Source organism: Fructilactobacillus frigidiflavus (assembly GCF_044054575.1).
In the GTDB taxonomy this organism is placed as follows: Bacteria; Bacillota; Bacilli; order Lactobacillales; family Lactobacillaceae; genus Fructilactobacillus; species Fructilactobacillus frigidiflavus.
Window position 1 is genome coordinate 192,260 of record NZ_CP168716.1, and the last position, 14,909, is coordinate 207,168.

Annotated in this window: 10 protein-coding genes; 4 read left to right on the forward strand and 6 right to left on the reverse strand. The window is 39.4% G+C overall.

The window, feature by feature from the left end; translation table 11 throughout:
* Window position 1: 1 nt before the first annotated feature.
* From ACEPSS_RS01165 to galE, 4 genes are all read right to left on the reverse strand, one after another.
* Complete coding sequence (locus ACEPSS_RS01165) at window positions 2-970, reverse strand: DMT family transporter (protein WP_395319428.1); 969 nt, start codon at window positions 968-970, stop codon at window positions 2-4.
* A gap of 67 nt (window positions 971-1,037) precedes the next feature.
* Window positions 1,038-3,740 (reverse strand): MMPL family transporter, encoded by a 2,703-nt coding sequence (locus ACEPSS_RS01170; protein WP_395319430.1) that lies wholly within the window; start codon window positions 3,738-3,740, stop codon window positions 1,038-1,040.
* Between the two features lie 3 nt (window positions 3,741-3,743).
* On the reverse strand, window positions 3,744-4,361 hold the full coding sequence (locus ACEPSS_RS01175; RefSeq protein ID WP_395319432.1) for a TetR/AcrR family transcriptional regulator: 618 nt from the start codon (window positions 4,359-4,361) through the stop codon (window positions 3,744-3,746).
* 118 nt (window positions 4,362-4,479) lie between these two features.
* A complete protein-coding gene (gene galE, locus ACEPSS_RS01180) occupies window positions 4,480-5,472 on the reverse strand; it encodes a UDP-glucose 4-epimerase GalE (RefSeq protein ID WP_395319434.1) in 993 nt (330 codons plus the stop codon).
* Between the two features lie 236 nt (window positions 5,473-5,708).
* Between galE and ACEPSS_RS01185 the strand changes: the two genes are divergently transcribed.
* The 4 genes from ACEPSS_RS01185 to ACEPSS_RS01200 all read left to right on the forward strand — a co-directional run bounded on the left by ACEPSS_RS01185 (window position 5,709) and on the right by ACEPSS_RS01200 (window position 11,569).
* Window positions 5,709-7,394: a phospho-sugar mutase gene (locus ACEPSS_RS01185; RefSeq protein WP_395320443.1), complete on the forward strand. Its 1,686-nt coding sequence runs from the start codon at window positions 5,709-5,711 to the stop codon at window positions 7,392-7,394.
* 109 nt (window positions 7,395-7,503) lie between these two features.
* Window positions 7,504-8,862: an AAA family ATPase gene (locus ACEPSS_RS01190; RefSeq protein WP_395319436.1), complete on the forward strand. Its 1,359-nt coding sequence runs from the start codon at window positions 7,504-7,506 to the stop codon at window positions 8,860-8,862.
* Window positions 8,863-8,952: 90 nt separating this feature from the next.
* Window positions 8,953-10,353 carry an MFS transporter gene (locus ACEPSS_RS01195; protein ID WP_395319437.1) on the forward strand — a complete coding sequence of 467 codons (1,401 nt, stop codon included), beginning with the start codon at window positions 8,953-8,955 and terminating at the stop codon, window positions 10,351-10,353.
* Window positions 10,343-11,569 carry a DUF2075 domain-containing protein gene (locus tag ACEPSS_RS01200; protein ID WP_395319439.1) on the forward strand — a complete coding sequence of 409 codons (1,227 nt, stop codon included), beginning with the start codon at window positions 10,343-10,345 and terminating at the stop codon, window positions 11,567-11,569. The genes ACEPSS_RS01195 and ACEPSS_RS01200 overlap by 11 nt, the downstream gene beginning before the upstream one ends.
* A 41-nt stretch (window positions 11,570-11,610) precedes the next feature.
* Here ACEPSS_RS01200 and ACEPSS_RS01205 read toward each other — a convergent pair whose 3' ends face one another.
* Window positions 11,611-12,270, reverse strand: a complete 660-nt coding sequence (locus ACEPSS_RS01205; protein ID WP_395319441.1) for a histidine phosphatase family protein — start codon at window positions 12,268-12,270, stop codon at window positions 11,611-11,613.
* 9 nt (window positions 12,271-12,279) lie between these two features.
* On the reverse strand, window positions 12,280-14,862 hold the full coding sequence (locus ACEPSS_RS01210) for a YfhO family protein (RefSeq protein WP_395319443.1): 2,583 nt from the start codon (window positions 14,860-14,862) through the stop codon (window positions 12,280-12,282).
* Between the last annotated feature and the right edge of the window lie 47 nt (window positions 14,863-14,909).

The window sequence follows — 14,909 nt, forward strand, 5'->3', positions numbered from 1 at the left end:
ACTATGATTTTAATTCATCTTTCGTTGCTAATTTTCGTTTGTAATTTTGCAAAATGTAAATGGCAACTACCACTAGCGCTGATCCCACGACTTCCATGAGACTAATCTGAGTGTGTAAAAAGAGCACACTTAGAATAAAGGTCATCACTGGTTGCACGGCATCGACCAAACTAACATCTGCCGAACTCGCATATTTCATGCTGTGAAGTAAACAAGCAAATGGTAAGACCGTTCCAATAATGACAATTGCAGCAATTCCAATCACACCACCAGTCGTTAAGTGTGGAACCCCCACCCAGACCGGTTGATGCAAATTAAAGAAGAAACTGGCAATTAACGTTCCCCAACCCAACACGGTTAGAGGCGAGTTATCGCTCATTAGGGGACGTGGAATCACCACGTAACAAGCCGCGGTAATTCCCGAAATAATTCCCCAAAATAAGGAAACCGGTGGAATTGACAACTCACTAATATCGCCACGGGTAATTGAGAGCACCACTCCGACTAAGGCAATTACAAACACCAGCAAATCAATGCGATTGGGTCGACGATGCATAAAAAAGAACCCGCCTAATAAGATAAATAACGGTGCTAAATATTGCAAAATGGTTGCTGAAGCTGCATTCCCCGTTTGCACACTCAAGAAGAAGGAAAGTAAATTAGCTCCAAGTCCAAAAATAGCGTATCCCACAATACATAAAATTGATTTACGATCTTTAAAGACGTTAAAAATCTTTCCTCGGTATGCAATTGCACTAATCACTAATAAAATGATGCCGGAGAACAACGTTCTGACAGACAAAAACCACGCTGCGGGAATCTCAGCATCTTGCGATACAAATTGTAAAATCGTTCCGGAAATTCCCCAAAATGCTGAAGCAAGGGTTGCCCACAGAATCCCTTTCATAATGTTCTTATTTGAACTCAATTTAGCCACCTCAAATTTTATTTTTTTCGATAGTTTTATCATACTCTTTCTGTTGTTTGATGGTAAACAAAAATAAAGTCTAGCAACGATTGCTAGACTTTATTTTGCTTTATTTACGATCTGCTTTTGGTTTAGCTTCTGGATAAGTTAATTTAATTCCCGCTGACATGAGGATTGGTAAGATGATTACTAAGATTAGCAATCCGATAATTACCGCCACGGCCACTTGAATCAAGGTCATTACCCCAGAAGGAATCAAGGCTGCAAAGGTTCCCCCTAAAATCACAGCCGCTGAGAGCACTACGACTCCGATAAATTTCGAAGCGTGGACAATTCTCGTTGCTGGAGCAGCACTTGGTAAAATATTTTGGTACTTTTGCATTAAGAAGATACTGTAATCAACTCCTAACGCAATCAACATAATGAACGTAAAGAACGGTGTATTCCAGGTCAACATGTCTTGACCAAGGAAAATACTACTGAATAAGCGCGTAATTGATAATGAGGTTAAGTAAGCCAAGAGCAACGTTCCAATGATGTAAAGGGGTTGCAAAATTGACTTAGTTACAAACATTAAGGCAATCAAAATTCCAATTACCATAATTACGGCCGTCCGCATAAAGTCACTTGAAGCAATTTTATTCGTATCAGAAATCGTAGCGGTTTGTCCTCCAACTGCAACTGTTGCATTTTGCATGTCAGTTCCCGCTAAGTTTTGCTTAACTTGGTTTTGAATTTGATCAACCGACTTGATTGCTTCAGCTCCTGAAGGATTTGATTTAAGCACCACTACGATTCGAGCCGCATGCTGATCTTGTGATAGGTAAGAGTTTACTGCGGTTTGGAAAGTTTTACTTTCAAGTACCGCCGTTGGAATATAGAAAGCTTTGGCCGCAGCTGGTGAATTTTGCAATTCCGTAAGGTAATCGTTGGCTTGTCCTAAACCATCTGAGATCTTAGTCAAGCCTTGGTTAGCTTGGGTAAGTTTACCTTGGACCCCTTCTAATTGCGTTGCCATTGCTTGCGTATTATTACCAATGTTTTGCGTATCACTGGCAATCCCATTTAGTTGACTACTTAAGCCCGCTTGTTGCGATTGCACTTGCGCAGCAGATTGCTGTAAAGCTGCCGCAATAATTTGCATTTGTGCCGCGTTTAATGGTGAACCCATCGCAGTAGCTTGTTGTTGCATTTCAGCCATAACTTGTTGACCAGAAACTGAGCTACTTCCCCCAGCGGAAGCCTGAATGTTTTGAAGTCGTTGTCCAATTGATTGGGCAGAGGCCCCAATTGCTTTTAATTGATCACCATTAAACGAACTATTAGAAGCCCCTTGTTGAATTTGACTCAAGCCATTATTAGCTTGACCCATTTTTCCAGTTAGAGTGCTGAGTTGGTCGTTTAAGTAAAGCTGATTCAATGGCACTCCGTTTGGTTGCGTTACTGAAGCCACGGTTTTAACGTCTTTTCGGTCACGAAGTTGGTTCGTAATTCGATCAATTTCCATTAAATTCTTTTCGTTGGCTAAATCATGATTTGATTTAATGTAGATGGTGGATGGTTCTGCCGTCCCTTTACTAAAGTGTTTTTGGACGACGTTTAACCCTTGTTTAGAAGGAAGTTTATCACTTAATTCAATGGTTTGATCATAGTTTAAATTACCATGACCAAGAGCAACAAATGGAAGCGTGACCACCAACACAAAGATAATCGCTGGCACAGCATATTCAACTGACTTAGTTGAAAGAATGCCCCATAAAGCACTTGATTGTTTTTGTTCTTTCAAATTCTTAGCGGGCCAATACATTTTTTTGCCCAACATTACCATAAAGAATGGGTTCAAGGTTAGTAAAACTAGTAACAGAACGATTACCCCAACTCCAACGGCAAATCCAGAACGATAAATTGAAAATTTAGCCAATCCCAAAGCGGAGAAACCAATTAAAACGGAGATTCCACTGTAAAGAATCGTTTTTCCAGCCGTCTTTCTCGCATTAATCGTCGCCGCTACTTTATCCATCCCATCGGCCAGATTCTCTTTAAACTGGTTATAGAGCAGGATATTATAGTCGGTTCCAATCCCAAAGAGCACGACGACCATGAATACTTGCGTAAAGTTGGAAAGCGGAAAATCAAAGAATTTAACTAAATTCATAACTACACTGAGGGAAACAATAAAGGAAACTCCCACCGTTAGTAATGAAATCAAAGGCACAACGGGTGAACGGAACACAATCACTAGCACAAGCAAAATGAAGATCACGGCAATGATTTCTGTTTTCTTAAGTCCGTCAACCATTGATAAACGCATATCATCGTTTAAAATTTCCGCCCCAGTGACGTATGATTTGATTCCATCAATTTTGCTACCCTTCTGCAACTTTTGGTTCAGCTTTTCCACCGAATCTTTTTTCGAAACGTTTAGTTGCACTAATTCGGTCGTCTGATCTTTGGAAATTAGCTGACCCTTAGCGGAGGGTGTATCAACCACCGATGTGATTCCCTTAATATCATACTGATCAGCGTGTTTTTTTAAATCCTTAATCTTATTGTTAATTTTAGCTTGTTGCGCTTTGGTAATCGCATGGTCACCATTGTTATAAATTAAAACCACTTGATTAGTGTTGCTAATGTGGTGACCCCAATGTTTTTCGATATTATTGGCAACTTGACTTTGCATATCACTAGGAATCTTAGTTTGCCCTTTTTCCGCTTCGAGATTCCCCATATTAGGGAGGAAAACGACGGCGGCAATTAGCGCAACTAGCCAAATAATTGCAATCCCAGAATATTTCTTAACGAACTTATTCATGATTTAAATTCCCTTCTGTTTAGTAAAGACATCAATTGGTGCCTTGCGTTGTAGTTTCGTAATGATTTGGGCCACAATCTTAGGTTCTTCTGGTTCTGGCTTGGAAATCCAGTACACAATAATGCCCATCAGTTCGTCGATGACAAATTCACGTGCGTAGTCCAACGGAAGTTCATCGTTAACTTCAATTTGGCCTTCTAACGTTTGCACGGACTGATCTAAATCAGCAAAAATAATCTTTTTAACTTTATTTAAAAAGTACGGATCACCTTGTTCACTTAGTAACGCCGCAATCATTTCGCGATTTTGATAAAAATTATTTAAGGTTTCAATGATGAAGGGGGCGGGTTGCCCGGCTCCTTTATCAACGATTAACCATTCCATTGCATCTGGAATCACATCACTCAAATCGGCTTCTAACTTATCCAGTAATTCCGTTTCAATGTTTTCTAATAAATCGGAAATGTCGGTAAAATGCGTATAAAAGGTGCCCCGACCAATTCCTGCTAGCCGGGTAATATCGGTCACATTCATTTCTCGAATCCCTTTTTCGTTAATTAAAGTAACAAAAGCCTTTTTAATCTCAGTTACAGTATTCGTTTTTCGAACTTTATTTTCCAAGCGCTCCACCTCCAACAACTTTTAAATTCATTTTACCCCTTTTTGTTATTAAGTCAACACGGTGTCTTATTAAGCTAATAAAAAAACGAACCCGAAAGTTCGTTTTTGGTTAATTTAATTATTTATCTTCGTAACCATTTGGATGAGTTTGTTTCCAAGTCCAAGCGGTACTAATAATATCTTCGATGTTATCGAATTTTGGTTTCCAACCCAATACTTCACGTGCTTTTGTACTATCAGCAACTAAAGTGTCAGGATCACCACCACGACGAGGGGCCATTTCAGCAGGAATTGGTTGACCAGTTACTTTCCGCGCAGCTTCTACAATTTGTTTGTTTGAGAAACCAGTGGAAGAACCTAGGTTAAAGACGTTACTTGGATTACCTTTTTTAAGGTATTCCATGGCTAAAATGTGGGCATCCGCTAAATCCAAAATGTGCACATAGTCACGCACGTTGGTACCATCAGGAGTATCGTAATCGTCACCAAAAATCTTCAAAGTATCTTGTTGACCAGCAGCCACTTTAAGCACCATTGGAATCAAGTGGGTTTCTGGATGGTGATCTTCACCAATTGAACCATCTTGTTTAGCCCCTGCAGCATTAAAGTAACGTAAAGCCACAGAATGAATTCCATCGGCCTTTTCTACCCATTTCATGATGTGTTCCATGATTAATTTACTTTCACCGTAAGGGTTAATTGGTTCCTTGTGGTCTTTTTCATGGATGGGAACCCGTTCTGGATTACCGTATGTAGCAGCAGTTGATGAAAAGACAATGTATTTAACCCCTGCCCGTTTCATGGCTTCTAGTAAGATAATCATCCCAATTACGTTGTTATCGAAGTATTTCAAAGGGTTATTCATTGATTCTGAAACCAATGAAAAAGCATCCATATGAATAACGGCTTCAATGTCTTCTTTTGCAAATAAATCATCTAAAAATTTAGGATCACGCGTGTCCCCTAAATAAAATTTTGCTTTCGGGTTAACTGCTTGACGATGACCAGTTGAGAGGTTGTCAGCAACAACGACGTCATAACCTTCATTAATTAATTGATCAACCATGTGTGAACCAATGTATCCGGCTCCACCAGCAACTAAAACTGCCATATAAATTTCTCCTTTATGTAATTCTTAAAAATTATAATTATTTTGATTATATCACATCTCAGCTAATCACAATCATGAACTAAAATCATTTAAACGCTTTCATATCACGGTTGAATTGACTAACCTAGTGATAAAACCTATAATCTAAAGTGAATTAGCGAATTAAATCTAGGAGATTACTAATGAATAAAACTGAAATTGATGCACAATATGATGCCTGGTTACATGATGCAGATATGCCTGCTGAATTAAAACATGATTTACATAAAATGCAAGATGAAGACGATGCTAAAGCGGATGCGTTTGGGACTTCATTATCCTTTGGAACAGCTGGAATGCGTGGTCTTTTAGGCGCTGGTACTAATCGGATGAACATTTACACCGTTCGCCAAGCGACTGAAGGATTAGCAAAATTAATGGAAACTCTTGATCAATCAGAACGGGACCGCGGAGTTGCCATTAGTTTCGATTCGCGTTATAACTCAAAGTTATTTGCTCATGAAGCTGCTCGGGTGTTAGGGGCTCACAACATTAAAACCTTTGTTTTTGATGACATCCGTCCTACTCCAGAACTTTCTTTTGCAGTTCGTAATTTACATACTTACGCCGGAATTATGATTACGGCTAGTCATAACCCTAAACAATATAACGGTTACAAAATCTATGGGGCTGACGGTGGACAAATGCCACCTAAGGAATCAGACATTATGACAACCTATGTCCGGAAAGTTACAGACTTATTTGGCATTACCGTGGCGGAAGAAAAAGACTTACGTAAAGCTAACTTAATGCACATTATTGGGGAAGACGTTGATCTTGCTTACTTAGCAGAAGCAAAATCGGTTAACATTAACCACGATTTAATTGCTGAAGTCGGTAAAAACTTAAAGTTTGTTTATACTCCACTTCACGGAACCGGAAAAGTGATTGCTCGTCGGGCTTTATCTGATGCGGGTTTCAAAAATTACGATGTCGTCGTAGAACAAACGATTGCTGATCCAGAATTTCCAACTACGCCCTTCCCTAATCCTGAATTCCCCCAAACTTTTGATTTAGCCATCAAATTAGGGAAACAAGAAGATGCAGATGTTTTAATTGCCACTGATCCTGATGCTGACCGGTTGGGTGCTGCCGTTCGGCAACCAGATGGTGAATACACTTTGATGACGGGTAACCAAATCGCCAGTGTCTTACTTCACTACATTTTGGAAGCTAAAAAAGCTAGCAACACCCTTCCCGCTGATGGTCGCGTGGTTAAGTCCATCGTTTCTACTGAATTAGCCACTGACATCGCTAATGATTACGGTGTCGAAATGAAGAACGTCCTTACCGGATTCAAATTCATTGCCGAACAAATTAAACAATACGAAGAAAATCATGACCACACTTTCTTATTTGGGTTTGAAGAAAGTTTTGGTTACCTAATCAAGCCATTCGTTCGTGATAAAGATGCCGTACAATCAACCATGTTATTGGCTGAAGTGGCTGCTTACTACAAACAACAAGGTTTAACTCTATACGATGGTCTCCAAGCTCTTTACAAAAAATATGGGTACTTTGAAGAAGAAACCATTTCTGAAGAATTTGATGGGCTCGACGGTCAACAAAAAATGGCTGATCTTATGAAAGGTTTCCGAGAACATCCTTTGACGAACTTCAATGGTGTCAAAGTTGTTGGTCTTGAAGATTTCCAAACTTCAGTAAAAACGGATGCAGATGGCAACGAAACTAAGATTGATTTACCTCAATCAAACGTTTTGAAATACTGGTTAGCCGATGGAACGTGGTTAGCAATTCGTCCTTCTGGAACTGAACCAAAGATTAAATTCTACGTTGGTGTGAAAGCTGATACACAAGCTGCTGCTAACGAACGCTTGGCTAGTTACGTAAAAGCCATTGATCATGAATTATTAAATAAATAAGCTAATTTAAAAGAGTCCTAAGTTTTTCAATTTAGGACTCTTTTTCGTTTACATTTTTCCACGTTAAATATAGAATTAAAGGGTTAAAGACTACATAAGGAGTACTGCAATGACCTTCGAAGAACTAAAAGAATACGGTCAACTTTTCTACCGCGCTAACTATAAGCTCGATAGCGATTTAGAGACCAAAACTTTTAAAATTAAAAACATCAAATCATATCGCCATGAGCAAAATGATGAAGGCGGTTATACCGACTGGACTGATAACTTGGTCACGCTTTACAACTTATTGAGTCCCGTGATTGGTAAAACGTTTGGCTTTGATATTAATTTCAAAACGCGCCAAATGTCACTCTTCTTCCCGCTCAAGGTTGAAACTACGCAGGAAGCTTTAACCCAAGCACTTCCCTTAGTAGACGTAGTGGCCCTCGACCAAGACGATAGCTCGAACGTCGCTACCATTGATATCTCTAAGTTCAATGATCGTTATGCGTATGCTTCCAGCCTATATGACGAAAACCCCATCGCTGATTTAGATTTAAGTGATTTAACTAATTTAAAACCCAGCACTTCCCCTGATTCCAATGACAGTGATGATAAAGCCTATGAAGACCTTAACTTAAACATTGAAAAATTGGATACCTCAGTGGATGCGTTACAAGAATTGAATGATTTAACTGGTCTCGATGAAGCCAAAAAACAAATTACCGACATGATTGCGATTGCTAAAATCAACCAACTCCGTGAAGAACGTGGATTAAAGACCCCCGCTGGAATTAGTAAACACATGGTCTTTGTCGGTGATCCCGGAACTGGGAAAACCACGGTTGCCAAACTCTTCGGAACCATTTTAGCACAAAATCAGATTATTAAAGAAAACAAATTTGTCAGTACTGATCGATCTGATTTAGTTGGTCATTACACGGGGACTACCGCTGACCGCACCAAAAAAGTGATTGAAAGCTCGCTTGGGGGAATTTTATTCATTGACGAAGCTTATCAATTATCCCACGCTGACAGTCCCACTGATTTCGGGCACGAAGCAATCGATCAATTAATCATCGGAATGGAAAACCACCGGAAAGATTTAATTGTGATTCTAGCTGGTTACACGGATCGGATGGAAGAATTTTTAAACGATAATCCAGGTTTACGATCTCGAATTCCCAACCGCGTCTTCTTTGCGGATTATACAACGACCGAATTAGTGCAAATTATCAAGAAAATGATGGAACATGAAGGCATTGTTAAATTAGCGGATGTAGATCATTTTGATAAAACGGTTACCGCTTTTATTGAAGAGCATCATCCCACAGGAAATGCACGTTGGGCCCGTAACGTTTACCAAGGCATGCTCCAAGCTCAAGCTCGACGCGTGGCTTTTATGGAAAATCCCACTGACGCTGATTTAACGTATATTAATAATGAAGATGTAACTGCTGCTTTAGCAAATACACCTGCCAATTAAGCGATGACCATGTCATGGCTTTTTTGTTTGGAAGCCGTGCTATACTAAAATAAAAAATAATTGGAGGTTTTAACCATTAATTCTGCAGTCGTGACTTTAAAAAACAAATTAGCAATTTTAGCAACCGCCCTCCTTTCCTTTTGTGGGGTGCTGCTTGAAACTTCGATGAACGTTACTTTCCCAGATCTTGCCAAATTATTAAACGTCTCTTTAGATAAGATTCAATGGATTACCACGGGTTATTTATTAGTGGTGACGATTACCATGTCGACCATGGCCTTTTTATTAAAAAAATACCCGATCAAAACTTTATTTTTAGTGGCTGCCACCTTTTTCATCATTGGTGACTTACTTTCCCTGTTTGCACCTAATTTCTCCGTCTTATTAGTAGGTCGGTTAGTTCAAGCAGGCGCAACTGGGATTTCGATGCCCATGATGTACCATGTAATTTTCACAACCGTTCCTAAACAAAAAATTGGGACCTACGTTGGAATTTGTTCGATGGTTATTTCGATGGCGCCCGCGCTCGGTCCAACCTATGGAGGAGCTTTAGCCTCCTTGACTTCTTGGCGTTATATTTTTGTAATAATCCTACCAGTGGCCCTTTTCACCATCCTTTTAGGCGCTAAAACCATTGATCTAAAACCCCTTGGCACCAAAAAACGGTTTGATTTTATCGCTTTACTGCTAATGGCAGTTACGTTCTTTCTATTTGTTTGGGCGGCTAACCAAAGCGGAATGAAAGACGCTACCATTACAAGCTGGCTTCTCCCAAGTTGCCTGGGAATTATCACTTTAATTGTGTTCTTACTGGTGAATCATCACGGTGATTCAGAATTAATTTCGTTTCTTCCAATGAAAAATTTGGCTGTTGGGTTAGATGCCTTTACTTACATGTCCTTGATGTTCATTAACATTGGAATTTCGTTTGTCATTCCGATTTACGCGGAAATTGTTTACGGAGTTAGCCCCTTAACGGCCGGACTAATTTTATTACCGGGATCAATTCTTGGGGGAATTACCTCCCCCATTTCTGGTATGATTTATGACCGCTTTGGCGCTTTCAAGCCCATCCTAAGCGGAGTTTGTTTGCTCTGGTTAGCAATGCTCCTCTTTAACCTTACCGAATCATGGACCACTAGTTTATCGTTGACGCTCTTATTTACTTTACTTCGCTTAGGAATTAACCTTAGTTTTTCTAACACGATTTCAAATGCCCAGGCCAACGCGCCAATTTCCCAAACGGCAGACATTAGTTCGATTTTTAACATGTTACAACAATATGCGGGTTCATTAGGAACGACAATTTTAGCATCCGTGATTGCTTTTCACCAAAATCAAGCTACTACGCACCTCGAATTTATTCAAAAAACCAAAGTTGGTGGCGACCTGGATTACCTCATTTTGCTAGGGTTAGCAACTATCATTGCCATCGTCACTTTCTATAACTGGCATTACCAATCAAGAAAGAAGCACTCTTATGAAAATTAATAATGAAGCCATTAAAAAAATTGCGCCTAATTTAAATCATTTAACTGATGAACAACAGCAATTGGTCGACCGAATTGAAACTTTTACAAAAAATCGAATTCATGATGGTCATTCAATTTTCACCATCTACGGGGATTGTGGTACGGGGAAAAGTGTAGTTTTAAGTCAATTGTTCTTTGATTTACTACAAGTCGCTCATAATCCGAAGAGTTCGCTTCACCAAACCAAAAACTACTTTTTAGTTAATCATCCCGAAGTCTTGAAGGTTTATAAACAAATTGCTGGCACTGAGGAGCATGTCTTAAAGAAAAACTTTTTGCGCCCTACTTCCTTTATTAATCAAATGCACAAAAAAGATGAAACGGCAGATGTCGTCATCATTGATGAAGCGCACTTACTGTTATCCCAACCCGACCACTACAATAATTTTTACGGCGAAAATCAGCTTGAGGAAATTATTAAACTAAGTAAAGTCGTAATTGTGGTATTTGATATGCGGCAAGTTATTCAAACCAAGAACTACTGGGATCAAGCGCGGCTAGATAAAATCTTACAACCCTATGATCACGAAAGTTATCACCTTACTCATCAATTTCGGATGACGGCTAAGCCCGACCTCGTCCACTGGGTCGATGAATTTAGCAATGGAAACCTGTTCCCAATTCCTAAGGATGCAGATGATGGTTATGATTTCCGCATTTACGATGATGCCGAAGCTATGCGAAAAGAGATTGTTAAACGTAATCAGGAAGTGGGACTTTCTCGGATTGTATCAACCACTGGTTATCCTTCGACGTTGGATGGTGGAAAACACTACATTAAAGAGCGTGGTGGTTTCAAGATGCCTTGGGATCAATATAACTATACCAGTACTCCGTGGGCAGAAATCCCTAAATCAATCGACGAGGTTGGTTCGATTTATACCTGCCAAGGCTTTGATTTAAACTACGTTGGTCTAATTTTAGGACCACCAATTTATCTTGACCCTCATGATCATCAGATTAAAGTCGATTTAAGTAAACAAACCAACACTGAATCAATCAAACGGCGTAAAGATGTTCAAGATCCAGCAGAATTTCAACGTATGCAACGCCAAATCATTTTAAATTCAGTGAATGTCTTAATGAAACGCGGTGTTTATGGGACTTACATTTATGCTCATGATCTAGTACTGAGAGAAGCCCTTTTGGCTAGTTATCATAAAATTAAACACTAAAAAAGGTTCTGCATCGCAAAATGCAGAACCTTTTTGACTATCTAAACATCACTGTCTAGTTTGTTATAGTATTCAACTTCAATGGTTTCCGGTAAGATTCGTAGTTTAGTGATACTACCATTCTTAGCAGCTTGACCTTGATCAAGTTCCGGAGCATAACGATCAACAATCGAACGAATCGTCATTCCGTGAGAAACAATCAAGATTACTTCATCATCTTTAGTGTTTTCCCGAATTCGATCAAATCCACGATCAAGCCGAGTCCAAAATTGTTGATTATCTTCGGCATTATTATATAAATCAGCCTTCGCAATCAAATCCCGAGCACGTTCTAGCCCAAAGTTATCTAAAACACCGGCTTCATTGGTGATTTGTACTTGTTCACCAACAAATTGCCACATTTGTTCCAGGTTTTCCCCTTCAAAATAACCGTGAAATTGTTCCCGCAATTCAGGGAATTGATAAGTAATAATGTTAATTCCATTCGGATTTTTCTTTAAAATTTGCCGACCAGTTTCAATTGCCCGACCTGAATCACTCGTGAAAGCCGCATCAAAATTGATTTTTGCTAGTCGTTCACCAGCATCTTGGGCATCTTTGATTCCTTTAGCAGTTAAAGGTGAATCAATCCAACCTTGAACCTTGTTGTATAAGTTCATGTATGTTTGTCCGTGACGAACTAAGTATGCAGTAACAGCCATAATAATCTCCTATTTGCGTTTCCGTCTAAAAATAATTAATTGTAATAAAACACCAATCATTCCAAGGATTGTCATTCCTAACCCTATTTTAAGTCCTGGCGTGTGGTAAGTAAATTGTAATCTATGTTTTCCGGGTGCTAATTCAATCCCAGTTAAGCCGTTCAAGACTTTTTGTGGCTGAACATTTTTCCCGTTATCCGTAATTTGCCAACCTTTATCGTACGGAATACTAATCACAACTTGGGGACGTGCTTTAGTCGTTGTAATCGTTCCCGTAAATTGATTCCCTTGATATTTAAGCTTTTCGTGATTCTTAACGATTAAACGATAAGGTTTCGTGGCTTGCACAAACTTCGCAAACTCTGCTTCTCTAAAGCCAGCAAATAGTGGTTCCATTTCTAAAATTCGACTATTACTGGTAAAACTAACTTTGATTTGCTGACCTTTAGCAAAGTGACCTAACTCAATGATTTCTGAGCCTAATTGCCGATAATCAGTCGCTAATTTCTTTCCATCTACCGTCACATTAAGCTCTTGATTAGGGCTAGTCGTGGCTAAATCCAGGTACTGAATCCCACTAATTTTGGGAGTCATGGTCACGGTGTAGCGATAGTCATTTTGATTGGCTTCCACTGCAACATCATTAATCTGGTTTGCGACAAAATAATTAGTTTTGGCGTTACTTTCCTTTTGCACAAAGGTATTCAAATTGTCAAACACCGCAGTTTTATCATATTTAACGTGTTTAATTTGATTAGAAACGGCATAACCTAAGCTGGTATTATCATCATTTTTTGTCGTCTTCACGCTGCCATCTTTACCAATCGTAATCTGTTGGTTAATTCCCAACAATTGTTCCGTAACGGGCGTTGATCCGTTTGCACTAATCCGGCGTTCGTTTCGACTGTACAATCCTAAATTAGCCAAGGCATCATGGGTATTAACGTTAAGTGACGAAGTATAACTATTTACCCCAAAGAAATCATAGAGTAACGAATCGTTGTATTGATTATAGATAATATTAAAGCTATCACTGTACAATTGGTTATTAACTTTAGCGCGACCAAATTCAGTTTGTCCTGCCGTTTGTTGCTTAATAATTTGGGCAGACTGGTTAAAAGTCTGCTTAAATTTGGCCTGATTACCGTATTCTTGCGTCCCGCCAAGGGCCATCCACATATTGGTTCCCATTTCCAAGCAAACCAAAGCTAACATTAACCACCAAACCCGTTTTCCAAAACGATTGGCTAAAATAATGACTAACGTGGTTGCTAAAACAAAGCATAACGCTGGAATAATATACCAGTAGTTCGCCACATAAAAGGGCGTGTGGAAATGGTAACGTTTGGAGGCAATGATTTCTACGATTGCGGAGCCATAGCCAAGCATAATTAAACTGGCTAAAATTGCTCCAGCCCTAACTACGATTCGATTATCTTTAAAGCTCCCGTTTAACCAAGCTTGATAACCAAAAATAATCATTACAAAGCTAAGCATGTAAACTTCACGGAACGGAAAACCAGCGGGCATTTGGAACATGTGCCAAATCGTATCGGTCGTAGAAATTAACATCCCAAAGAAGATCGCGCCCACTAGCCAAAAGGAAGCCCATTTGGATTGGCGGTTCGTTCGTTTGGACAACCAAAAGATTAATAACCCCATGGCTGCTAAACTACCGACAAACAAGGATGGTTCGTGATCCAGGCGGCCCACAAAATTAGTGGCACCAACGCCTAAACTCACGAATGCGGATGGTAAAAAGCGAAACTTCGGGAAAAAGGTCCACAAATCAATGCTACTTTTTCCGGTCGAAAGCATTCCTAAAATAGTAGGAATCAACATAAATCCTGATAACATCGCCGCAATGATTGAACTAGTCACATACTTAATCGTCATCTGTTTGTGTTGGCTTACATATTTCCAAAAGCCTGTTTTTCTGGGACGATTTAAAAGAACTAAGTACACAAAATAAATCACTGAATAAATACACATCATGTAGCCCATGTAATAATTCAAAACAATCATGGCAAAGAGAGCTATGACATAGCCACCCCATTTACCCTTGTAAAAGAGTCGTTCAATCCCTAAAGTTACCAAGGGCAACATCATTAAGGCTTCTAACCACATAAAGTCATAAAAGTACATGGCCACAAACCCACAGAGTCCGTATGTGACAGATGCGATGATTTGCATCACGTCTTGCCGGTGGTATTTAACTTTTAAAAACCATTCCATCGAAAGCCCGATCAATCCAATTTTAAGGATAATAATCGCTTCCATTAAAACCGGAACATCAGCCGCTTTCACTAGTACCACTAAGAGATTCAAGGGACTCATCAAATAGTAAGTATAGATGGGAATCGCGTTATCTCCTAGAGATAACATAAACGAATACAGACTAAACGTATGATTAACTAATTGACTCCGTAAAAATTCGAAAAACGGTAAATACTGGGTGGCTAAATCACTAACTAAAAGATTATTAGCCCCAAACGGAGCAATCCCCCGCAAGCCAAACGCTACGACCACCACTAGCATGGGCAATAGAAACGCGGCTAAGTAATATTTAAACGATTGGAAAAATTTCTTCATAATTAAGGTTATCTACTTTCTTAATTTAACTTCAAATTGCGTCATAA